Genomic DNA, 22,906 nt, shown 5'->3' on the forward strand with positions numbered 1-22,906 from the left:
CTCCCGCCGCCGCGGCATCCTCATCGGAACCCGGCCCGGCCTGAACCAGATCGCCGCGCGCCACGCGCCCCCCCGGAACAAAACGCTCGCCCCGCAGCACCGCCACCGCGCCCGGCCCCCCCCCCCGCCGCTCCAGGTTCACCCGGTCCTGATCGCGTGCCGTGTCGACATTCACCCGGTTGGGTGTACGCCTTCACCGCGAACGTCACCGGGACCGGACCCGTGTCACCGTCAGCGCTGCAGGGTCAGCAGACCCGGACGGTAGGGCAGGAGGCCGTAGTCGACGCCATCGGAGCTGGGGCTGCGGCCCTGGTAGAGCAGCTGCAGGTTGCAGGGGTCGACGGTCTTGGTCTGGTCGGGGTTGTTGCGGACCAGGTCACCGTGGCTGATGTCGTTGGTCCAGGTGGCGCCGCTGTTGGCCTTGCCGGCGAAGGGGTTGCTCTCGGTCGCGGCGTTCGGGGTCCACGAGCCGCTCAGGCTGTCGGCGGTGAACGAGCGGAAGTAGCGGCCCCGCGAACCGATCGCCTCGACGAGCATGAGGTACTTGTTCTGGCCCTGGAGCTTGTAGACCTCGACCGCCTCGAAGAGGTTGTTGGTCGAGTCGCTCATGATCTGCGTGTAGTTGGAGCCGAAGCTGCTGGGGAAGTTGCCGATGGGCATGCTCTGCCGGTAGATCTTGCCGTTGTCGCCGGCGAAGAACAGGTACATGTTCTGGCCGTCACCGATCAGCGTCTGGTCGATCGGCCCGGTGCCCGAGCCGGAGATGCTCGCGGTGGACAGCGTCTGCTGCGCCGACCAGCCATTGGGGTTGGTGGGGTCGCTGGAGGTGCGGTAGGAGAAGGCGGTCCCGCCCCACTGGTAGGCCAGCACCCAGATGTTCTTGGGGGCGAAGTAGAACAGCGTGGGCGCGACGGTGCCCGAGTTCATCTTGGTCTGGGTGGCCGAGGCCATGTCGGACCAGTTGGTGAACGTGCTGAAGCCCATCGAGCCCCAGCCCGATCCATTGTCGTGCGTCGTCGCGTAGACCAGGTGCTTGCCGTTGTAGACGACGTTGGTGAAGTCCTTGAGCGAGACCCAGCCCGACTTCGGGTTCGCGAGTGCGCCGGTCGACGTCCAGCGGTACGACGACGGGAGAGCGCACGTGCCGGTCGGCGTCGCCGACGGAGACGGGGACGGGGACGGGGACGTGTTCGGGGACGGGGAGGTGTTCGGGGACTGCGCCGGTGAGGGGCTGGGCGAGCCCGGGCTGCCGGTGCAGGCCACCCCGTTCAGGGAGAACGAGGTGGGCACCGAAGCGGAGCCGTTCGAGGACCCGTTGAACCCGAAGTTCGTGCTGCCGCCGCTGGGGATGCTGCCGTTGTAGGAGACGTTGGTGGCGGTCACCGACGAACCGGACTGGGTCTGCGTGGCGTTCCAGATCTGGGAGATCTGCTCGCCGGCGCCGAAGGACCAGGTCAGGCGCCAGCCGTTGACCGCGTCGCCGAGGTTGTTGATGGTGACGCTGGCGTTGAAGCCGCCCGGCCAGCTCGAACTGATGGTGTAGTCGACCCGGCAGGCGACCGCGGCCTGGGCGGGCTGTGTGGCCAGCAGGGTGCCGGCGCCGGCCAGCAGGACCGGGATGGAGCCGATCACGAGGGCGCGGCGCGAGGCCCGCCGGGGCGGCGCCGCGATCGTGCCGGCGGAGGGGCGCGGTGAGCGCGCTCGCCAGGGCAGACGCATCTGTATCTCCTCATCGTCATGTCCGGCCGCCGTCGAAGGCTCGTGCGGGTAACGGCCGGGATGGCCGCGGTGCGCCGCGGTGCCGTTCGCGGTGCACCCGAAGGTCGTGGAGCCGCCGACGGCGATGGAGCCGTTGCAGGAAAAGCGGACACGCGGGGGTCGTCCCGCGCGATCGACGCCGCGTCCCGTGATCGGAGAACGCACACCATCAGGGCGTCGCGAAGGGCGGTCCTCGCCGCGCACCACCACATGGGCAGGAGAAGCCGCCTCGGGGACAAAGTGTGGAAACCATACTTAAATGTGTCAAGCCCTCTAAGAAAGTTTCAGAGCGACGCTCTCCCCGGCAGGGGCGTCGGCCCCCGATAACGCCTGATGAGCCGCACGCCCGTCCGCCGCCCCTCCGTGAGCGCGTGGCGCCGTCCTTGACATCGCCTCTTCGTCTTGTATTGGCTCCGACCTGCCACCACACACAAGGATCCGGCAGAGAAGGAACCACGACGAGGAAGAATTGTTAACGCTAACAGCCCACCTGTGGCCACCGTCGCGGCGGCCCTGGTGCGGGGCGGCCCGGCGGGCAGACACCACGTCCCTGGAGCCGCCCTCCCGAAGAGTCACCGATGAGGAGGTTCACGACGGCGAAGACGGACGTCGCGCACGGTCGCCTTCGCCGCGTCATGTCGTCACCGGTGCCGTGTCGGCATCGGCACTACCGCGGACCGTGCGATGCCCGCACGGACACGTCACGTGATCGATGCTCCGGACCCATGCCCGCGGTTCTCTTCGTGCGAGGCCTCGTGTCGTGCGGCCGGCGCCAGGATCTGCTCGCCGTTCTTGTCACGCGTCATCCAGAGATAGACCAGCGCGCCGGCGAACAGCACGATCGAGGTCCACTGGTTGATCCGCAGCCCCAGGAGCGTCACCGCGTGGTCCACTCCGCCCACCGGGTCGATCCGCAGCCCCTCGATCCAGAACCGCCCGAACGTGTAGCCGGCGACGTAGAGGGCGAACAGGCGGCCGTGGCGTAGCGCGAACCGCCTGCCGGCCAGGATCAGACCGAAACCGAGCGCCGCGTCCCACAGCGACTCGTACAGGAACGTCGGGTGGTAGAGCACGCCCGGCTCGCCGCCGTGCGCCTGGTCGATCTCCAGGCCCCACGGCAACGTGGTCGGACCGCCGTACAGCTCCTGGTTGAACCAGTTGCCCCAACGGGCGATCGCCTGCCCGAACGCGATGCCGGGCGCGACCGTGTCGGCCACGGCGCCCAGGGACAGTCCCCGGCGGCGGCAGGCCAGCCACACACCCACGCCTCCCAGGGCGACCGCGCCCCAGATGCTGAGCCCGCCTTCCCAGACGAACAGCGCCTGGTAGGGCTCCTTGACCGCGCGCGGGCCGAAGTAGGTCTGCCAGTCGGTGATGACGTGGTAGAGGCGAGCCCCGATCAGACCGAAGATCACCCCGGGGACCGCGATGTCGCCGATCACGCCCTTCTCGCCGCCGCGGGCGCGCCAGCGGCGCTCGCTGAGCCAGGTGGCGAAGAGGATCGCGACGATGAAGCACAATGCGTAGGCCCGGATCGGAACGAATCCGAGATGCCAGACACCTTGGGCAGGGCTGGGAATCGAGGCAAGAGGCATGCCGGTGAGGCTAATCACCATGAGGCCGCCTCGCCGCCTTCGTGACCCGATCGCTAACCTTCCGCGACGTGACGCGCGTTGACGGACCGTGCAGCACTCGACCGCGGCCGTGATGCGGTCCTCGGCCATGCCGGTCGTCCAAGCTCAGGAAATTATCGGTGAAATAACGAAAGTATCAGCCGCCCCTCATTGATCGTGGCTCGGCTTCCTCGGGTCACATCCGAGGGCTCCACGTAACTTTCATGGCGCCTGGCGGCGCTCACACCGTCGGCGATCAGCGCGACCAGGACAAATCCATCGAAACGACTCTCCGGGCGGATCCGGCTTCACACGAGTTGTTGACAGTTTCGACGACTCGGCCTGACACTTTCGCCGTCTGTCCGATAGTTTCGCCCACACGAAGGGCCTCGGCCACTGTCGATCCGGGTCACGAACCGCGACATGGTCCTCAGGCCGGCGACCGCGTGCCGACCGGTCAACCCCCGCCGCGGTGTACGAGCCGGCGCGCGGTGGCCGCCACCCCGGCCGCCGGCATCACCTGACCCGGCCGCCGTCGGCCCGTTGAGGAGGAAGCACGTCCATGAATCACATTCCCGTCAGAAGCCGTGGGCGCGGTGGTGTGCGGCTGTTGATCGGCCGTGTCTGCGCCGTGGCGCTGGCCGCGGCCGTGGCGCTGCTGCCCGGCGTCGCCCACGCCGCCGTGACCACCAACCAGACCGGCACCAACAACGGCTACTTCTTCTCGTTCTGGACCGACAGCCAGGGCACCGTCTCCATGGACCTCGGCTCCGGCGGCAACTACAGCACCTCATGGCGCAACACCAACAACTTCGTCGCCGGCAAGGGCTGGAAACCCGGTACGCGCAGGACCATCACCTACTCAGGCAGCTTCAACCCCTCCGGCAACTCCTACCTGTCGGTGTACGGGTGGACGAGGAACCCGCTGGTGGAGTACTACATCGTCGACAGCTGGGGCTCCTGGCGGCCCACCGGCACCTACAAGGGCACCGTCACCAGTGACGGCGGCACCTACGACATCTACGAGACCACGCGCTACAACGCCCCGTCCATCGACGGCAACCAGACCTTCAACCAGTACTGGAGCGTCCGCCAGCAGAAGCGCGTCGGCGGCACCATCACCACCGGCAACCACTTCGACGCCTGGGCCCGCTACGGCATGAACCTGGGCAACCACGACTACCAGATCGTCGCCACCGAGGGCTACCAGAGCAGCGGTAACTCCAACATCACCATCGGCGGCACGACCGATCCCTCTCCCGCGGTCTCGCCCTCCTCCCGTCCCTCTCCCGCGGTCTCGCCCTCCTCGCCGGGAGGCACCGGCGCGTGCCGCGTGTCCTACTCGAAGAACGAGTGGAACAACGGCTTCACCGCCGACGTGACCGTCACCAACACCGGCAACGGCACGATCAACGGCTGGACGCTGGCCTGGTCCTTCTCCGGCGGCCAGCAGATCACCAACTCCTGGAACGCCACAGTGAGCCAGAGCGGCTCGTCGGTGACCGCGCGCAACGTGTCCTACAACGGCTCGCTGGCCCCCGGTGCCAGCACCTCGTTCGGCTTCCAGGGCACCTACTCCGGCGGCAACCCCAACCCCTCGGCCTTCAGCCTCAACGGCTCGGCCTGCACCACCGGCTGACCACCACCGGCGGCTGACCGGCACGACCGTGCGTCACGGCGCGGCGATGCGCGAACGGGGAGCGGGCGCCCTCGGGCCCCGCTCCCTCGCCACGCCGGCCCGCGTCCGCTCCCCTGCCCGTCGCGGGCGAACGGCGCCACCCGCCCGGCCGGGGTAAGCCCCGGCGGCGAGGCTTCGGCGGGGTCTGCCGCAAACGTTGGACATCCCCACCGCCTGAACGCGCCTCGGCGACGGCACCGAGGTCGAACCCCGAAGGCCTGGGGTCCGACGGGATGGTGGATCACCCTCCGGCGGGTCCGCGCGTCCTCGGTGCACCGGGCGCTTCCCCGGTGGTGAGCACCGGCGGAAGGGTCGGGTGGCCGGTGATGGCATCCTCGATCCGGTCCACGGCGATGATGGCGCCATAGGCCAGCAGTCGCACCAGGTCGGCGTCGGTGCCGTGGACCGCGATGCGCCATGCGGTGACCTCCGTGTCGGTGACGTCGTGGGGTGCGAGGGCGGCGAGGAGGGCGAGTCGGGCGGCGGGCCGGTCGGCGGCGGGAAGGCTCGCCAGCCGTTGGGCGAGCCACGCGCCGGGTGACGGCGGGTGGGTGGGGTCCCACTCGGCCACGGCGGTCCGCAGGACGTTCCGGCCCGGTTCGCCCAGCAGCGCGCCGCCGGCGACCGCGGCGCCGCGCAGTGCGGCGAACGCGGTCGCGATCGGTGTGCCGGCCGCCCAGGCGGGTGCGTGCCCCGACGGTATTCCGGCCAGCAGGGCCAGGCTGTCGCCTCGGGTGAGCTCGCGGTGAACGGTGCGGGTGTACGCCATGGCGCCGACGCGGCGTACCGACCGCGATCGTTGCAGGTTGCCGGGGAGGAGTTGTTCGTCGGTGAGCGCGGAGTACATGCGGTTGTTGAAGTGCGTGGACAGGGCGGTGCCGATGTACTCGGCGGCGAGTTCGGCCGGGAACGGCGGCGACGGCTGCGCCGCGCCGGGCACTCCGGTGGCTTTCGCCCAGGCGACGAGCTTGGCGTGGTCGGCTCGCGCCGGGGTCCGGTCGTGGAGCAGGTCCTCGGCGAGCCGATGCTCGCCGAGGGCGTGGACCAGGATGCTGTGCGCGTCGATGCAGAAGCGGCACCGGTTGGCGTGCGATACGGCGACGGCGACGACCTCCTTGCCGAGGCGGGGCGCGGAGCCCGCCACCTCTGACTCGCGCAGGAAGGCCCAGGCTGCGGCGTGCAGATCGGGTGCGGGCGACAGCATCATGAACGCGGCCTGGCCGAAGTCGGCCACGGACTGGGCGTAGACCTCGGCGACTCGGCCGGACGCCGCTTTCCTGGGCACGGGCGTGATGTGGCGGATCGACATGCGGGACTCCATACGAGGTTGTGGTTCCGCTGCTGGGTTGCCGGCGTCGTGGTCGTACGGCGGTTCGCCGGCGCCTGACGATGAGGGGTCGTGACCGGCCCTACCGCGTCGACTCGACGAAGCCGTTGACGATCGCGGCGAGCCGGGGGCCCTGGTCTTCCTGGACGAAGTGACCCGCGCCGGTGATGGTGGTGTGCGGTTGGCCTTGGGCGCCCGGAATGCGCTCGCGCAACCACTGGTCGGGATAGGGGACGGCGTAGCCCGGGTCGTCGGTGTAGGCCGCCCCAGTCGTGACACACCATGGTCACGTCGCGCAGGCCGAGCCGGTCGAACAGCGCTTCGCGCAGCCAGTCCACGTGACGCTGGTAGGTGTACGCGAAACGGGACGCGGGCTTGTCGGAGCGGCCGAAGCCGACCAGGTCGGGGGCGACGCAGCGATGCCCGGCGGCCACGAGCGGGGGGATCACGTGCCGGTACAGGTAACTCCACGACGGTTGCCCGTGAAGAAGCAGGATCGTCTGCCCGGACGGCTTCACCGCGCCGGCCGGCCGCTCGTCGACGTAATGCATCCGCAGCCGGCCACCGGTGCCGTCGCCGGCGTCGACGTGGACGTAGTGCGGCTCGAACGGGTAGTCGGCCAGGTCCCGGAATCGGTATTCGGGCGTACGCAACACCTTCGTGTGAGGGGCCGGTGCCGATCGCGGCAGCCCGTCATGCGCCGGGGGCGGGAGTCGGAGCAGGCCGGTCGCCGCGGCGGCGGTCCCGGCGCCGAGCATGTGGCGGCGGGTCAGGACGGCCGGCGCGGGTGCGTCGTCACGGTCGTCCGGGCGATCTGCGATCATCGTGTTCCTCTTGTCTTGGCCGATCCGCCGGCCGGGTGGGCCGGCCGCGCCGTACGCGGCCGGGATGCGTGCACGATCGATGCGATCGAGGCGCGGCCTCGGGCTTTCAGACGGTCAGACAGTGATGAAATCGGCCATCATCGCCATGTCCTCGTGTTCGAGGTTGTGGCAGTGCAGCAGGAACGCGCCCTGGTAGTCGGTGAACCGCGTGAGGATCTCCACCGCATCCGACGGGCGTACGTCGACGGTGTCCTTCCAGCCCGCGTCGTAGGGTCCCGGGGCGCCGCCGTTGCGGGACAGCACCTGGAAGTGGTCCAGGTGCAGATGCACGGGGTGGTGGAAGTCGGTGACGAAACGCCAGATCTCGACGGTGCCCAGCCTGGGTGTCGCCAGCGCACGGCCCGGCCGGTAGGCCAGATCGTTGATGGCCCAGGCGCCGCCGCGGCGCTGCCGGAACACGAACGTACGGGTGGCGACGGCGTGCTGCGGGGCGAGCGGGGCGACGCCCGCGCCCAGCCGGTCGGGTATCGCGGAATCGTCACCGCGGTCCCGCCCCGTGACGTCGAACCGCATCACCTCCGCGGTGCTGCCGGAACCCAGGCGGTTGACCAGCCGCACCTTGGTTCCCTGCCGGTATCGGGAGAAGTCGACGACGACGTCGAAGCGTTCGCCCGGGGCGAGTTCCAGAGCGTCATGGCCGACCGGCCGGGCCAGCAGCCCTCCGTCGCTGCCGATCTGCACCAGGGCGGAACCGCCGGCCGGCTGCGGATCGAGTTCCAGACGGTAGCGCCGCGCGTTGGAGGCGTTGAGCAGGCGCAGCCGGTAGCGGGCCGGGTCCGTCTGCGCGACCGGCCAGGGTGCGCCGTTGACCAGGATGACGTCGCCGAGGACCCCGTTCATGTACGCGTCCGCCACGCCGCCGGTGGCGGTGACCGGATACCGGAAGGATCCGTCCGCGGCGAAGGACCGGTCGACGATCATCAGCGGGATGTCGCGGTGACCTCGCGGCAGGAGCAGGGCGTCGGACTCGTCGTCGGCGACGAGGTGGAATCCGGCCAGGCCGCGCCACACGTTCAGGCCGGTGTGGCCCATGCGGTGGTCGTAGTACCACAGAGTCGCCGCCCGCTGGTTCATCGGATAGGCGTACGCCCGCTCCCCCGTGGCCACGTCGCCGGGCATGCCGGGCATGGCGTGGTCGGCGGGCATGGCTCCGGACGTGGGCAGGATGAGGTCGACGGGGTATCCGTCGCTGCCGGCGGGGGTGTGCCCACCGTGCAGGTGCACCACGACCGGCTGCGGCAGGTCGTTGCGGTGACGCACCACGGTGCGCCGGCCCGAGCGTGAGACGATCGTCGGCCCGGGGAAGGTGCCGCCGTAGGTCCATGCCGGGGTCGGCAGGCCCGGCAGGATGCGCAGCTCCGCGACCCGCTGGGTGATCTCGTAGTGGTCCGTGGTGGAGTCGGTGCGGACCGGGGCGAGCCGGGAAGGTACGGGCAGCGCGACCCGATAGGGCTCGGGCAGCGCCGTCCGGCTGCGCAGCAGCCGGCCGGGCTGTCCCGGGGCGAGCAGCGCGGCGGCCGACGGCCACCCCACGCCCACGGCGCCCACACCGGCCGCGGCCGCGCCGAGACGCAGCACCGCGCGCCGGTTCACGACAGCGCTCCGACCGGCCGGTCGTGCGCCGGGGCGGCCGCCTGGACCCGGGCAGGTAGCGGCGTACGCCACACCCACGCCGCGAGCCGCAGCAGGCCGACCACGGCGAGCACCCCGAGCGGGACGTGCAGGGTCAGCACCCGGCCCATCCCGAGCCCGGTCAGCCCGCCCAGGATCAGGGGAAACGCGAGGCCGAGCAACAGCACCGACCGGGGTCCGCCCGCCCTCCGCAGCACGACCACGCCGGCGGCTTGCACGACCGCGACGGCCACCATCACCATGGCCGTCGTCGCGTGCACCGTCACCGCGTCGTAATGCCCGCTGAGGAAGCTCCCTGCGGATACGGCTTGCGCCACCCCAAGCGCGCCCAGGCCCGCCGTCGTACCCCGGCACAGCAGGTACGGCCGGCGGCGGACGCGTCCGGAATCTCGCACACCATCTGTCACGACGACCCTCTTTCCGTTTCACAAGCATGGTGAGGCCGTGCGGGACGGCACCCCCGGCATGTCGACGGCGAGACCGATCAACCGTCAACTTGAACATCAATGTTCAGGTTACGACGCTACCACCAAATTGAACATCCGCGTCCGACTTAGCGTTCTCGCAGCGCGGTGACACCGGGAGGGCCCGGACTTCTCGTGGCGGTACGCGGCGGCAACGTGGACTAATCTGTTCGGGTTGCTCGACAACGCGGGCTCAGGGAGCGCAGGAGCGGAAATGGCAGCCACACCGCGCGACGCCGGTGACGGGTCGCGGTCCGCGCAGCGCCCCGGGGCGCAGGCCGGGCGGCGAGCCGACGCCCGGCGCAACATCAGATCCATCCTGGACGCGGCCCAGCTGTGCCTGGCCCGCGACGCCGACGCCAGCGTCGCCGACATCGCCAAGGCGGCGGGGGTCGGGCGGGTCACGCTCTACGGGCACTTCAAAACCCGGGCGGATCTCGTCAACGCCGTCCTGACACGCACGATGGAGCAGTCCGACGCCGCGCTCGACGCGACCGACACCACCGGTGACCCACGCCAGGCGCTGACCCGGCTCGTCGGCGCTTCATGGCAGATCGTCCACCAGTTGCACTCCGTGCTTCGGGCCGCCCAGCGCGAACTGCCGCCGGAGCGGATCCGGGCCGTCCACGACCGGACCCTGCACAGGGTCCGGGCGATCATCGCCCGCGGGCGGCACGATGGCGTCTTCCGCGACGATCTGCCCGAGAGGTGGCTCGTCACAACCGTGTTCACCCTGATGCACGCCGCGGCGGAGGACACCGCCGCCGGCAGGCTGGACGCCGACGATGCCGCGCGGGTCATCTCGGCGACGCTGCTCGCCGCCCTCACCGCGCCCGGCACGGCCGTGCCCACGCAGGCACCGTAACCGCCGACGTCACCGGCCGGTCCTGGTCGCGTACGCCGACGACGCGGCCACGCGGCTCCGCATCCGCTCCACCGGCGACCTGCTGCTCGGCCGCGCCTTCGGACGGGTCCGGCGGCTCCCGCCTGGCACCTGGTCGCGCCGGCCTCTCCCCTCTTTCGGCGACAGCACGCTGTGACTCATGTCACAACCCAACCCGAACAGCAATGTACGACTTAGGCGTTAGGGTAAAACTCGAACATAGTCGTTCGGGTTAATCGGGGGGCATGTCGCGCCCGTGATCGCCGTCGACGCACTCCCCCGCGATCACCCACCCATGTAGGGAGGTGAATGGCCATGACCTCGTTCGCCAAGGGCTGGTTCCCCAACTAGACAGGCATGACCCAAGAAGTTGATCTCAGTCCGATTTGGTCACGAGATCGTCGTACCGGGTCCGAGGGGGGCAGAACGCCCCGGCAGTCATGCCGCCCTTCGGACCCGGCGTCGGCGCCCGCGAATACCTGCTGTGACCGCTACGACAGGGAAAAGCGAATCTCCGCATGGCAGAACCCTCCTCAGCGGCCTCGCGAAGCCGAGCACGCGCCGACGCCGGATACGGCACCGTGTTCGCGGTCAGGGAATTCCGGGCGATATTCGCGGCCCATGTCCTTTCCATGCTGGGCAGCGTCTTCGCCGACGCCTCACTGGCCGTGCTGGTGTTCCGGCGGACCGGTTCGGCGCCGCTGACGGCGCTCGTCTTCGCCCTCGGCTTCCTGCCCTACGCTCTCAGCGGGATCCTGCTCTCCGGCGTCGCCGACCGATACCCCGCCCGCCGGGTGCTGGTCGCCTGCGACCTGCTCTCGGCCGGCTGCGTGGCGTTGATGGCCGTTCCGGTGACTCCGCTCGCGGTTGTGTTCGTCCTCCGCTTCGCCGTCTCGATGATGTCGCCGTTGTTCACCGGCACCCGGGCCGCGAGCCTGGCCGACATCCTGCCGGACGAGGCGTACGTCCTGGGTCGCTCGCTGGTGCGGATGGTCTCGCAGGGGTCCCAGATCATCGGCTACGGACTCGGCGGATTGGCCCTGGTATGGCTGTCACCCCGCACCGCGCTTCACGTGACCGCCGGCGCCTTTCTCGGTTCCGCGCTGCTCCTGCGTCTGGGCACCCGTGGCCGCCCGGCCCGGGCGTCGGGGGGCGAGGCGATGATGCGCGCGTCGATCGCCTCCACCCGGCTGCTGCTCGGCGCCCCCCGGGTCCGCGCGCTGCTGCTGATGTGGTGGATCCCGCCGATGTTCTTCATCGTCGCCGAGGGAACCGCCGCGCCTTTCGCGGACGCCGCGGGTGCGGGCTCGGCGGGGTTCGGGCTCCTCATGGCCGCGATGCCCGCAGGGACCGCGGTGGGCGAGGTGCTGGCCGGCGCCCTGCTCGGGGCGGCCGGCCGCGAGCGGATCGCATTGCCGCTGGCAGCGGGGTCGATGCTGCCGATGGCCGCGTTCGCCGTCCATCCGCCGTTGCCGCTCGCGGTCGCGCTCCTGCTGCTCACCGGACTGTGCGCCGCCTACACGCTCGGCATGGACCAGTGGTTCGTGCATGCGGTGCCCGAGACGGTGCGGGGCAGCGCCATGTCCCTGCTGGGCGCCGGGCTCATGACCCTCCAAGGGCTCGGCGTGACCGCCGGCGGCGCCGTCGCCGCGCTGGTTCCCCCGTACGTGGTGATCTGCGGAGCCGGAACGGCCGGGACGGCCTGCATGTTCGTCATCCTGCGATCGGTGCGCGCGACGGGGGCGACGGCGCCGGACGCGCAGACGTAGACGCGACCCCGCCGCGTCCGCGCGTCAGCTGACCTCACACATGGGGTCGCCGTTGGAGTTCTTGAAACAGGTCACGTACTGATCGGAGTGAATCCTCGTCCAGACGCCTTTTGTTCTCCATCCCAGGATGGTTCCGTCTATCTTGATCACGTAGTCGCGGTCGGCGAAAGTGACCGCGTCGACGTCGACGCCCCCTCCGCCCCTGCTCTGGCCAGGGGCCAGCGGCTTCTGTTCGCACGTGGTGTGCCACCAGGACGAGGTCATGCCGCCGCCCCCGTTCCATACGTCGCACCAATGTGGGCCGCCCGTGCCCAGCACCTCGGTCGTGTAGATGGTCCAGGGAGAGTTGTTCTTCGCCTCGCCACAGATCCACAGGGTGCACCCTCCGGCCTGAGCGGGCGAGGACGACGCGAAAACCGCACTGGATGCGAGCAGCGTGCCGATGATCGGCATCGCGAGTCGCCTGATCGTTTTGTTCACAACTTCCTCCTCGGCGATCCCATGCCGGCACAGACCCGATCGGCGCCGACGCTTGTCACGTGGGCGTCGTGGATCTCCGGCGCTCCGAGATTGCTGGGCCACATGACTCTGACGCAAGCTATGCGTGTCCCGGCTGACGCCTGGGATGCGACGATTGGTGCGACCTGCGCGGATTCGCCGGGCTGGGACGCGAGGATGCCCGACGGGTGGGGTGAGAAGGTGTCGGAACTGGCCGCGCTCTTGCACTCGCTGAAGGAACGCAGCGGCTGCAGCTACGCGGAGCTCGCCGGCCGCTGTGGCGTCAGCGCCTCCACATTGCACCGATACTGCCGGGGTCAGGTCCTGCCGGACAGCTACGGAATGGTGGAGCGGATAGCGCTGTCCTGCGGAGCGAACAAGGCGGAGTTGGCGGAGTTGTACCGCCTGTGGGCACAAGCCGACGCCGCCCGCCTCGAAGCCGGCCGCAAGCCCGTCGCTGACGATCTCTGGATTCCGGCGCCGGACCCGGCGCCGGCTGCTCCGTTGCTCGGCCGGGCCGCCGCGGACCCGGCGGTGGGTCTCGCAGCAGCGGTGCCGCGCCCGCGGGATCCGGCACCGGCATCCGCCGGGTACGGCCGGCGCCCTGCCCTCAGCGGCCGCAGGCCGATGCGTTTCACCGCCCTCGCCTGTGTGCTGGCCGCCGTGGTGATCATCGGTGCCACCGCTTCTTCTCCGGCCGGCCGGACGGCTGAGCGCCCGGCGCCGCAATGGATTTCCGGCCCGGCCTGGTCGCAGCCACCCACCCCGGTGGCCGCGAACTTCTACGGCGTTACGATCAACAGCAGCAGCGGGGCCATGCCGACCTTCCGGGTCGGCGGGATCCGATTATGGGACAGCGGAACCCTCTGGTCCCTGCTCGAACCGGCCCGCGACCGGTTCGACTGGACCACCCTGGACCGCCTCGTCGACTCCGCCCACGGTGCGAACCTCCCCGTGCTTTACACCTTCGGCGGCACGCCCCAGTGGGCGGCGCCGGACGCGCCACTCGGCCCCTACCCCGACGGGTCACGCACGGCGCCCCCCGATGATCTGAAGGACTGGGTCCGCTTCGTCAAGGCCGTCGCGACCCGATACGCGGGCCGGATCGACGCCTACGAACTGTGGGCGTTCGCGCCCTCACCGCACTTCTACACCGGCGACGCAGCGACGCTGGCCCGCATGACGCAGCAAGCCGCCGCGGTCATCCGCCGCGCCGATCCGGCCGCGACCCTCGTATGCCCCTCGATCGGGAATCTGTGGGAGCCGGCATCCCAGCAATTCCTGCGCGACTTCGCCGCGGCCGGCGGATACCAGGTGTGCGATGCCGCCGGGGTGAAACTCGCCCCGCAGCACGACGGCGACACCCCCGAGAGCCTCGTTCGTCTCGCGGCCGTCATCGAGCGCACGTTTCATGAGGCCGGAGTGCATCCGCGGCTGTGGAGCACCGGGACCGTCTACCGCATCCCCGAAGATCACAAACTGGACCAGGCACACGCCATCGCGTACGCGGTGCGCTTCTACCTGATTGGGATGTATGTGCGATACGACCGCATGTACTTCTACAACTGGGGCGGCACGAAGATCCCGCTCGTGCTCCAGGCCGTGGGCGGGCCACCGACCGCCGCGGCCCACGCGGTGGACACGCTCCAGCACTGGCTGACCGGCGCCCGCATCACCTCCTGTGGTCACAGCTCGCCCGACGGGCTGCCGGCACAGGTCTGGCAATGCCAGTTCGTGCTGGACAGCGCGGACGGCCGGGAACCTGTCCGGGCCGTCGTCCGCTGGACCGAATCGGGCACCGCCTCGATGCCGGCCGATCGCGGCGCCGACACCATCCGATTCTTGGACGGACACTCCATGCCCGCCCCGCACACCCTGCAGATCACCGAACAGCCGGTGCTGATCACGATCCAGCCCGGCCGCTGACGGCGCCCTGCGCGCGCCTGGTTCCGATCGGTACAGGTTTGCGCTGGGGCATCGGCGGTGATCCGCATGTAACCGGTTGCCGTCAGCGCCTGTGACATCCGCGTAACGGCTCATTCTTACGTTGTCGTCGTTGGATCCGCCCGCTGCGGCTGCGGCGCGCCCACTGCTCGGGGACGGCGTTCCGGCCCCATGGAAGAGAAGGGCCGATGACGGCGACAGGCTCGGACAACGCCAACGCTCAGGTGAAGACCGTCTGCTCCTACTGCGGGGTCGGCTGCGGGATCGTCCTCGATGTGGCGCGGGGCGCGGACGGGCGACGCCGGGTCGTCAAGGTCGGCGGCGACAAGGCCCATCCGGCCAACGCCGGCCGTCTGTGCACCAAGGGAGCCACCAGCGCCGACATGCTCGCAGCCCCCGGCCGGCTGGAGCGGGCGCTCACCAGGTCCGGCCGGGGCGCGGAGCCGCAGGAGACGAGCGTCGACCGGGCGATCACGGCGACCGCCCGGCGGCTGCGCGCGATCCTGGACGAGCACGGACCCGACGCCCTGGCGTTCTACGTGTCCGGGCAGATGACGCTCGAGGCGCAGTACCTGGCGAACAAGCTCGCCAAGGGCTTCGTCGGCACCAACCAGATCGAGTCGAACTCGCGGCTGTGCATGGCGAGCGCGGGCAGCGGCTACAAACTGTCGCTGGGCTCGGACGGACCACCCGGCTCGTACGAGGACTTCGACCGCGCCGAGGTGTTCTTCGTCATCGGCGCGAACATGGCCGACTGCCATCCCATCCTGTTCCTTCGCCTGATGGACCGGGTCAAGGCCGGGGCCAAGCTGATCGTGGTGGATCCGCGCCGCACCGCCACGGCCGACAAGGCCGACCTGTTCCTGCGGATCCGGCCGGGCACGGACCTGGCCCTGCTGAACGGCCTGCTGCACCTGCTGGTGGAGAACGAGCACGTCGACGAGAAGTTCATCGCCGAGCACACCCGCGGCTGGGAGGCCATGCCGGACTTCCTGCGCGACTACCCGCCGGCCGTGGTCGCCGAGATCACCGGCATCCCCGAGGCCGACCTGCGCCGGGCCGCCCAGTGGATCGGGGAGGCCGGCGAGTGGATGAGCTGCTGGACGATGGGACTCAACCAGAGCACCCACGGCACCTGGAACACCAACGCCCTGTGCAACCTGCACCTGGCCACGGGCGCGATCTGCCGTCCCGGCAGCGGGCCGTTCTCGCTGACCGGCCAGCCGAACGCGATGGGCGGCAGGGAGATGGGCTACATGGGCCCCGGTCTGCCCGGCCAGCGCTCGGTCCTGGTCGAGGAGGACCGCCGGTTCGTCGAGGACCTGTGGGGCCTCGCGCCCGGCACGCTGCGCACCGACGCCGGCCAGGGCACGATCGAGATGTTCTCCCGGATGGCCGAGGGCGAGATCAAGGCGTGCTGGATCATCTGCACCAACCCCGTGGCCAGCGTCGCCAACCGCAAGACCGTCATCGCCGGGCTGGAGGCCGCCGAGTTCGTCGTCACCCAGGACGTCTTCGCCGCCACCGAGACCAACGCCTACGCCGACGTGGTCCTGCCCGCCGCCCTGTGGGCCGAGACCGAAGGCGTGATGATCAACTCCGAGCGCAATCTCACCCTGCTCCGGCAGGCCGTCGACCCGGCCGGTGAGGCGCTGCCCGACTGGCTGATCATCGCCAGGGTCGCGTGCGAGATGGGATTCGAGGAGGCGTTCTCGTACGACAGCGCGGAGGAGATCTTCGAGGAGATCAAGCGGGCCTGGAACCCGGCCACCGGATACGACCTGCGCGGCGTCACCTACGACCGGCTGCGCCGCACACCCGTGCAGTGGCCCGCCGCGCCGGGCTCCGGCGAGCGCAATCCGATCCGCTACCTCGACGACGGCCGCAGCCGCACGCCGCTCACCGGCGATGACGACGGCGGCGCCCGATTGGCCTTCGCCACGCCGGACGGCCGGGCCGTCTTCTTCCCACGCCCGCACCTGCCCGCCGCCGAACTGCCCGACGACGACTTCCCGTACGTGCTCAACACCGGGCGGCTGCAGCACCAATGGCACACCCTGACCAAGACCGGCAAGGTCGCCAAGCTCAACAAGCTCAATCCCGGGCCGTTCGTCGAGATCAGCCCGCAGGACGCCGCCGAGCACGGAATCGGCGACGGCGACCTGGTGGCGGTCTCCTCCCGGCGTGGCCGGGCCGTCCTGCCCGCCGTCATCACGGACCGGGTCATGCCGGGCAACTGCTTCGCGCCGTTCCACTGGAACGACCTGTTCGGCGAGTACCTCAGCGTCAACGCCGTCACCAGCGACGCCGTCGACCCGATCTCGTTCCAGCCCGAGTTGAAGGTGTGCGCGGTCTCCCTCGCCAAGGTCCCCGCCGAAACGACGGCCACGAGACCCGCCCCGGCCCTCGCCGCGCATGGCGCGTCGCAGGCGCCCGGCTCCGCCCCGGGTGATCAGATTTCCGCCGGCGCGCAGGTCCTCGCCGCGCCGGACCGTGTGGCGACGGTGGCGGCGCTGTCCGCCCTGTTCGGGTTGCCCGAGCAGGCCCCGCCGGACCTCGGTGCGCGGGAGCGCCGTTACCTGTCCGGGTTCCTGTCCGGCCTCACGCTCTCACCGCTCACCGGCGCGGGCGTCCCCGTCCTGCCGGACCACGCCCCCATCGACCCCGACCACGCGCTGTGGATCAACGGAGCCCTCGCCGGCGCCTTCTCACGGTCCCCCGCCCCGGTGCCGGGACCGCCGCCCCGGGAACCCGTGCGCGAGATCGTCATCCTGTGGGCCTCGCAGACCGGCAACGCCGAGGAGTTCGCCTCGACCGGCGCCCACCGCCTCGCCGAGGCCGGCCACAGCCCCAGGCTGGTCAGCATGGCCGACTGCACACCGGCCGCGTTACCCGCGAACGCGGACGTGCTGGTCATCTCCAGCACATTCGGCGACGGGGAGGCGCCGGACAACGGCACCGCCTTCTGGGACGCCCTCTCCGACGCCGGCGCGCCCCGGCTGGACGGGATGCGCTACGCCGTGCTCGCCTTCGGCGACTCCAGCTACGACGACTTCTGCGGGCACGGGCGCCGGCTCGACCGGCGTCTGGCGGAGCTCGGCGCCACGCCTCTGGTGCCGCGGGTGGACTGCGAACCCGACGAGCACGTGCGTGCCCTGGGCTGGCTCGAACAGATCCTCGACGCCCTGTCCGGCGCCGCCGCGGCCGCCCCCGCGGCGCGCGAGCCCGGACCCGCCGCGGCCGAGCCCGCCGAGCCGTCCGCTCCCCCCGCGCCGAGCCGGTACGGCAAAGCCTCCCCTTTCATCGCGACGCTTTCCGGCAACCGGCTGCTCAGCCTGCCCGGCTCGGCCAAGGAAGTGCGCCGGTTCACCTTCGACACCGGCGGGGAACTGACCTACCGGGCCGGAGACGCCCTCGGCGTGGTGCCGGTCAACGGAGCCGATCTGGTCATGGAATGGCTGGCCGTGACCGGTCTCAGCCCCGTCGAGGACGTCGAACTCCCCGGGCTCGGCATCCAGCCCTTCGGCGAGGCCCTGCGTCGCCACCTCGACATCACCAGGATCGGCTCCGGCCTGCTGAAGTTCGTCGCCGAACGCAGCCACGACCGTGACCTGGCCCGCATCCTCCGCCCGGGCAACAAGGGCGAGCTGGACAAGTGGGCGTGGGGCCGCCAGGCCATCGACGTCGTCGCCGGTCTGCCGGTCCGCGCCACGGCGCAGGAATGGGCCGGCGTGCTCAAAAGGCTGCAGCCGCGGATGTACTCCATCTCCTCCAGCCCCTTGACCAGCCCGGAGCGGATACGCCTGACCGTCTCGGTGGTCCGCTTCGCCAACCCGCGCGGCGTCACACGGAGCGGCGCCTGCTCGGCGTACCTGGCCGACAGCCCGCAGGACGCCCCCGTCTCCGTCTACGTCCAGCCCACCACTCACTTCCGGCCTCCCTCGGACCCCGCCGCCCCGATGATCATGGTCGGTCCCGGCACCGGCGTCGCGCCCTTCCTCGGCTTCCTCGACGAGCGCCGCGCTCTGGGCCACCACGGCCGCAACTGGCTCTTCTTCGGAGAACAGCGCCGTGCCACCGACTTCTACTACCGTGACGAGCTGACCGCGTTCCGCGACGACGGGCTGCTCACCCGGCTCGACCTGGCCTTCTCCCGCGACCAGCGCACCAAGGTCTACGTCCAGGACCGCATGCGTGAACACGGCGGCCGGCTGTGGGCGTGGCTGCAGGAGGGCGCCCACGTGTACGTGTGCGGCGACGCCAGCCGGATGGCCAAGGACGTCGACCAGACGTTGCGCGACATCGCGACCCAGCACGGCGGCATGACCGCGGAGGACGCCGCCGCCTACGTCAAGCAACTCGCCGCCGCCAAACGCTACGTGCGCGACGTGTACTGATGCGGGCGATCGCGGCGATCACGTGGCGGTCGCCCGCCAGGAGCCCGCTCACGCCGGATAGGCGTGGGTCTCGGTGGCCTTGACCGAGGCCCAGATCCGCTGACCCGGGCTCAGGTCGAGGTCGGCCAGGGCGGCGGGGGTGATGTCGGCGAAGGCGGTGATCGGGCCGTCGAGGTGGACGCGGACGTTGTCGCCGTGCCTCTCGATGCCGTCGATCATGGCCTGCCAGAGGTTGCGGGGGCTGCCGTCGGGACGGGTCCGGTAGAGGGCCACGGCGGCGGGCGAGAAGGCCACGAACGCGGGCCCGTCGAGCCGTTCGGAGGTGTGCAGCGGCAGTTCGCCGACCTTGACCCGGGCCCCGTCGCCGAGCCCGCGGTAGAGGTTGAGCCCGACGAGGCGCGCGACGTAGTCGGTGCGCGGGCGGCGGGCGACCTCGGCGGGGGCGCCCTGCTGGACGATGCCGCCGGCCTCGATGACGATCAGCCGGTCGGCCAGCACCATCGCGTCCAGCGGGTCGTGGGTGACCAGCACGGTGGCGCCGTCGAAGTCGGCCAGATGACGGCGAAGCCGGGAGCGGATCTCCAGCCGGGTGTGCGCGTCCAGGGCCGCCAGCGGCTCGTCCAGCAGCATCAGCCGGGGTCGTACGGCCAGCGCCCGGGCGAGGGCGACGCGCTGCGCCTGACCGCCGGACAGCTGACGGGGTTTGGCCGCGGCCCGGTCGGCCAGGCCGACGCGTTCCAGCAGGGCCGCGGCGACGCGGCGTGCCTCGGCCTTGGGGACGCCGTGGCAGCGCGGCCCGAAGGCGACGTTGTCGAGCGCGGACAGGTGCGGGAACAGCAGGTAGTCCTGGAAGACCATGCCGACCGGGCGCTGCTCGGGGGCCAGGTGATGCAGCGGCCGGCCGTCCAGGGTGACGTGCCCGCCGGACATCGGGGTCAGCCCGGCCAGGGCGCGCAGCGCGGTGGTCTTGCCCGCGCCGTTCGGCCCGAGCAGCGCGACGACCTCGCCCGGTGCGACATCCAGCGTGATGTCCAGGGTGAAGGCGGATCGGCGGACGACCAGAGTGGCCCGCAGGCCGCCGGTGGTCATGGACTGTTCACCCACCGATCGCGCAGGCTGGCCAGGATGACCACGGAGACGGCCAGCAGGACCAGGCTGAGCACGATGGCCGCGTCCGGCTCGGTCTCCAGCGCCAGATAGACGGCCAGCGGCATCGTCCGGGTGGTGCCGGGGAAGTTGCCGGCGAAGGTGATGGTGGCGCCGAACTCGCCGAGCGCCCGCGCCCAGCACAGCACCGCCCCGGCAACGACGCCGGGCATGATGAGCGGCAGGGTGACCCGCCGGAAGACGGTCCAGCGGGAGGCGCCCAGCGTGGCGGCCGCCTCCTCGAACCGCCGGTCCGCGCCGCGCAGCGCCCCCTCCACGCTGATCACCAGGAACGGCATGGCCACGAACGCCTCGGCCACGATCACCCCGGGAGTGGTGAAGGGCAGCGTGATCCCGAAGGCGGACTCCAGCCACTGACCGATCAGCCCGCGCCGCCCGAGCACCAGCAGCAACGCCACACCGCCCACCACGGGCGGCAGCACCAGCGGCACGGTCACCAGCGCCCGCACCAGCCGCCGGCCCGGGAACTCCACCCGGGCCAGCAACCAGGCCAGCGGCACCCCGAACAGCACGCAGACGGCCGTGGCGGCGGTGGCGCACACCAGCGACAGCCGCAACGCCTCCAGCACCTGCGGCTCGGCCAGCCGCCGGAGCAGCGTCGGCCAGGGCGCCCGGATCAGCAGCCCGGCCAGCGGCAGCACCAGGAAGGCCAGCCCCGCCACGGCCGGGAGCACCAGCATCCACGGCAGACGAGCGGAGACCTCACGGCGTCCGGCCACGCCGCTGGGTGTGTCTGAACGGGTGGTCATGCGGATCAGGGCGACTCGAAGCCGGCCTTGGTCAGCACGTCCTTGCCCTGCTGCGACAGCACGACATCGACGAACTGCTTGGCGAGGTCACCGGCGGGGGCCTTCGACAGGGTCGCGATCGGGTAGTCGTTGATGGCTTTGTCCGCCTCGGGGAAGTCGATGCCCTGCACCTTGCCCGCCGCGGCGATCACGTCGGTCGTGTAGACGAGGGCGGCGTCCACCTCGCCCAGCTCGACCTTGGTCAGCGTGGCCTTGACGTCCTGCTCCAGCGTGACCGGCGTGACCTTCAGCCCGGCCGCGTCCAGCGCCTTGACGGCCGCCGCCCCGCACGGCACCTGCTCGGCGCACAGCGCCACCTTCACCGTGGGATCGGTCAGGTCCTTCAGCTCGTCGACCTTGGCCGGGTTGTCCTTCGGGACGGCGATCTCCAGCTTGTTGCGCACGAAGGTGGTCGGCGCGCTCGCCGGCGACGCGTCGGTGACGGTCTTCATCGTGGCCGGGCTGGCCGCGGCGAACACGTCGGCCGGAGCTCCCTGGACGATCTGCTGGGCCAGCGTCGCGCTGGAGCCGAAGTTGAACTTCACCGTCGTGCCCGGATGGGCCGCCTCGAAGGTCCTGCCGAGCTCGGTGAACGCCCCGGTCAGCGACGCGGCCGCGAAGACGTTCAGCTCCTTCGCCCCGGCGGCCGCCGCTGTCGAAGCCGAAGACGTGGCCGGTTCGCCCGAGCCGCAACCGGACAGCCCGGCGGTCACCAGCGCGACGGGCACGGCGACCGCCCACTGCGAAAGGCGCCTGAACACCAAGGGAGCTCCTCAGGGGGTAGCGGCCACGCGCTCGTGGCCGGGGATCTCGACGACGACGTTGGTGGACTTGATCACGGCGACCGCCACCACCCCTGCTTCCAGGCCCAGCTCGTCGGCGGCCTGCCGGCTCATCAGCGACACGACCCGGAACGGCCCGGCGGCGATCTCCACCTGAGCCATCACGGCGTCCCTGATGACCTCGGTGACGATCCCCCGGAAGCGGTTACGCGCCGAGGACCGCCTGCCGTCGCCGGTCGTCTCGACCTGCGACCGGGCGAAGGCGGCCAGGTCGACCCCGCTGACCTGCCGGTGGCCGTGCTCGTCCCGTACGGCGGCCAGCCGGCCCGCGTCCACCCATCGGCGGACGGTGTCGGAGCTGACCCCGAGCAACGCGGCCGCCTCGCTGATCCGGAAGGTCGTCACAGACCCTCACCTTACCTCTCGCATATTCCAGCCCGAATACCCCTCTCCCCGCGCAAGAGCGGCACGATCCCCGTTTCTCTTATGGCATCCACGAGATCGGAGAACATCTGCGCCATCCTCCACCGTCCGGCCGATGCCCCGATTGCGGTCGAAGACCTGGAACCTGCCGCATCACCAGGGGAGCACACCGGTGCGGTCGGTCACCGTGCCGGTGGGCGTGTCAGGCCCCAGGGTGGCGATGCGCACGGCCGCCTCGGCTCCCTCCTCGACGCTGTGCCCGATGTTGCCGGTGAACTCGGTCGCGGTCTGGCCGGGATCCACCGCGTTGAAGCGGACGTCGGTGATCGTCTTGGCGTACTGCATGGTCAGCATGGTGACCGCGCTCTTCGACGAGCCGTACGCGGCGAGGGGGTACTGGGACTCGACACGCTCCGGGTCATGGGTCAGCGTGAACGACCCGAGACCACTGGTGACATTGATGACGGAGGGGACGGTTGCCGCTCGCAGGAGCGGCAGGAACGCGTGCGTGACGCGTACGAGTCCGAAGACATTGGTTTCGTAGACGTGGCGGATCTGGTCGGCCGTCATGTCCTCGGGTGCGGTCACCTCGCCGAGGATCCCGGCGTTGTTGATGAGGACGTCCAGGTGGCCGGCCTGCGCGCGCAGCGTCTCGACCGCCGCATTGACCGACGCGTCGTCGGTCACGTCCAGCTGGACGAAGCCGGCACCGAGCCGGTCGGCGGCCTTACGGCCGTTCTCGGCGTCGCGGGCTCCGATCCAGACCGTCTGGCCTGCCTCGACGAGGCGGCGCGCCATCTCGTAACCGAGGCCCCTGTTGCCGCCGGTGATCAAGGTGGTCGTCATTGTTCTCTCTCCTGACATTTGGTCGGTGCAGGTGCCCTGCGGGACAAAGCACC

Annotated in this window: 17 protein-coding genes; 5 read left to right on the forward strand and 12 right to left on the reverse strand. The window is 70.8% G+C overall.

Annotated features, from left to right (window positions below):
• Positions 1 to 231: 231 nt before the first annotated feature.
• Positions 232 to 1,719, reverse strand: coding sequence for a non-reducing end alpha-L-arabinofuranosidase family hydrolase (locus AB0O28_RS04405; protein WP_363636188.1), 1,488 nt, complete (start codon positions 1,717 to 1,719; stop codon positions 232 to 234).
• Between the two features lie 740 nt (positions 1,720 to 2,459).
• On the reverse strand, positions 2,460 to 3,353 hold the full coding sequence (gene lgt, locus AB0O28_RS04410) for a prolipoprotein diacylglyceryl transferase (protein ID WP_363636190.1): 894 nt from the start codon (positions 3,351 to 3,353) through the stop codon (positions 2,460 to 2,462).
• Between the two features lie 580 nt (positions 3,354 to 3,933).
• Here lgt and AB0O28_RS04415 point away from each other — a divergent pair.
• Positions 3,934 to 5,010, forward strand: a complete 1,077-nt coding sequence (locus AB0O28_RS04415) for a glycoside hydrolase family 11 protein (protein WP_363636192.1) — start codon at positions 3,934 to 3,936, stop codon at positions 5,008 to 5,010.
• Positions 5,011 to 5,290: 280 nt separating this feature from the next.
• On the opposite strand, the gene AB0O28_RS04420 is transcribed toward AB0O28_RS04415, so the two are convergent.
• The 4 genes from AB0O28_RS04420 to AB0O28_RS04435 form a co-directional block, all read right to left on the reverse strand.
• The gene (locus AB0O28_RS04420; protein ID WP_363636194.1) at positions 5,291 to 6,358 is read right to left on the reverse strand and encodes a carboxymuconolactone decarboxylase family protein; all 1,068 of its coding nucleotides are present in this window, start codon (positions 6,356 to 6,358) and stop codon (positions 5,291 to 5,293) included.
• On the reverse strand, positions 6,253 to 7,200 hold the full coding sequence (locus AB0O28_RS04425; protein WP_363636196.1) for an alpha/beta fold hydrolase: 948 nt from the start codon (positions 7,198 to 7,200) through the stop codon (positions 6,253 to 6,255). Before AB0O28_RS04425 ends, AB0O28_RS04420 begins: the two co-directional genes overlap by 106 nt.
• Positions 7,201 to 7,314: 114 nt before the next feature.
• Positions 7,315 to 8,853 carry a multicopper oxidase domain-containing protein gene (locus AB0O28_RS04430; protein WP_363636198.1) on the reverse strand — a complete coding sequence of 513 codons (1,539 nt, stop codon included), beginning with the start codon at positions 8,851 to 8,853 and terminating at the stop codon, positions 7,315 to 7,317.
• Positions 8,850 to 9,299, reverse strand: coding sequence for a hypothetical protein (locus AB0O28_RS04435; RefSeq protein WP_363636200.1), 450 nt, complete (start codon positions 9,297 to 9,299; stop codon positions 8,850 to 8,852). Before AB0O28_RS04435 ends, AB0O28_RS04430 begins: the two co-directional genes overlap by 4 nt.
• 271 nt (positions 9,300 to 9,570) lie before the next feature.
• Here AB0O28_RS04435 and AB0O28_RS04440 point away from each other — a divergent pair, with 271 nt between their 5' ends.
• Positions 9,571 to 10,221: a TetR/AcrR family transcriptional regulator gene (locus tag AB0O28_RS04440; RefSeq protein ID WP_363636202.1), complete on the forward strand. Its 651-nt coding sequence runs from the start codon at positions 9,571 to 9,573 to the stop codon at positions 10,219 to 10,221.
• Positions 10,222 to 10,757: 536 nt separating this feature from the next.
• Positions 10,758 to 12,008 carry an MFS transporter gene (locus tag AB0O28_RS04445; protein WP_363636204.1) on the forward strand — a complete coding sequence of 417 codons (1,251 nt, stop codon included), beginning with the start codon at positions 10,758 to 10,760 and terminating at the stop codon, positions 12,006 to 12,008.
• Positions 12,009 to 12,032: 24 nt separating this feature from the next.
• Here AB0O28_RS04445 and AB0O28_RS04450 read toward each other — a convergent pair whose 3' ends face one another.
• Positions 12,033 to 12,488, reverse strand: a complete 456-nt coding sequence (locus AB0O28_RS04450; RefSeq protein WP_363636206.1) for a hypothetical protein — start codon at positions 12,486 to 12,488, stop codon at positions 12,033 to 12,035.
• A 219-nt stretch (positions 12,489 to 12,707) separates the two neighbouring features.
• Here AB0O28_RS04450 and AB0O28_RS04455 point away from each other — a divergent pair, with 219 nt between their 5' ends.
• Complete coding sequence (locus tag AB0O28_RS04455; protein WP_363636208.1) at positions 12,708 to 14,432, forward strand: helix-turn-helix domain-containing protein; 1,725 nt, start codon at positions 12,708 to 12,710, stop codon at positions 14,430 to 14,432.
• Between the two features lie 206 nt (positions 14,433 to 14,638).
• On the forward strand, positions 14,639 to 18,847 hold the full coding sequence (locus AB0O28_RS04460; protein WP_363636210.1) for a bifunctional nitrate reductase/sulfite reductase flavoprotein subunit alpha: 4,209 nt from the start codon (positions 14,639 to 14,641) through the stop codon (positions 18,845 to 18,847).
• A gap of 48 nt (positions 18,848 to 18,895) precedes the next feature.
• Here the strand turns inward: AB0O28_RS04460 and AB0O28_RS04465 are convergent, their stop codons facing one another.
• From AB0O28_RS04465 to AB0O28_RS04485, 5 genes are all read right to left on the reverse strand, one after another.
• Complete coding sequence (locus AB0O28_RS04465; protein WP_363637236.1) at positions 18,896 to 19,936, reverse strand: ABC transporter ATP-binding protein; 1,041 nt, start codon at positions 19,934 to 19,936, stop codon at positions 18,896 to 18,898.
• Positions 19,933 to 20,763: an ABC transporter permease gene (locus AB0O28_RS04470; RefSeq protein ID WP_363636212.1), complete on the reverse strand. Its 831-nt coding sequence runs from the start codon at positions 20,761 to 20,763 to the stop codon at positions 19,933 to 19,935. Before AB0O28_RS04470 ends, AB0O28_RS04465 begins: the two co-directional genes overlap by 4 nt.
• A gap of 5 nt (positions 20,764 to 20,768) precedes the next feature.
• Positions 20,769 to 21,566, reverse strand: coding sequence for a molybdate ABC transporter substrate-binding protein (modA, locus tag AB0O28_RS04475; protein ID WP_363636214.1), 798 nt, complete (start codon positions 21,564 to 21,566; stop codon positions 20,769 to 20,771).
• A gap of 9 nt (positions 21,567 to 21,575) precedes the next feature.
• A complete protein-coding gene (locus AB0O28_RS04480) occupies positions 21,576 to 21,989 on the reverse strand; it encodes a helix-turn-helix transcriptional regulator (protein ID WP_363636216.1) in 414 nt (137 codons plus the stop codon).
• 171 nt (positions 21,990 to 22,160) lie between these two features.
• A complete protein-coding gene (locus tag AB0O28_RS04485; RefSeq protein ID WP_363636218.1) occupies positions 22,161 to 22,853 on the reverse strand; it encodes an SDR family NAD(P)-dependent oxidoreductase in 693 nt (230 codons plus the stop codon).
• Positions 22,854 to 22,906 lie beyond the last annotated feature (53 nt).

Source organism: Microbispora sp. NPDC088329 (assembly GCF_040685655.1).
In the GTDB taxonomy this organism is placed as follows: Bacteria; Actinomycetota; Actinomycetes; order Streptosporangiales; family Streptosporangiaceae; genus Microbispora.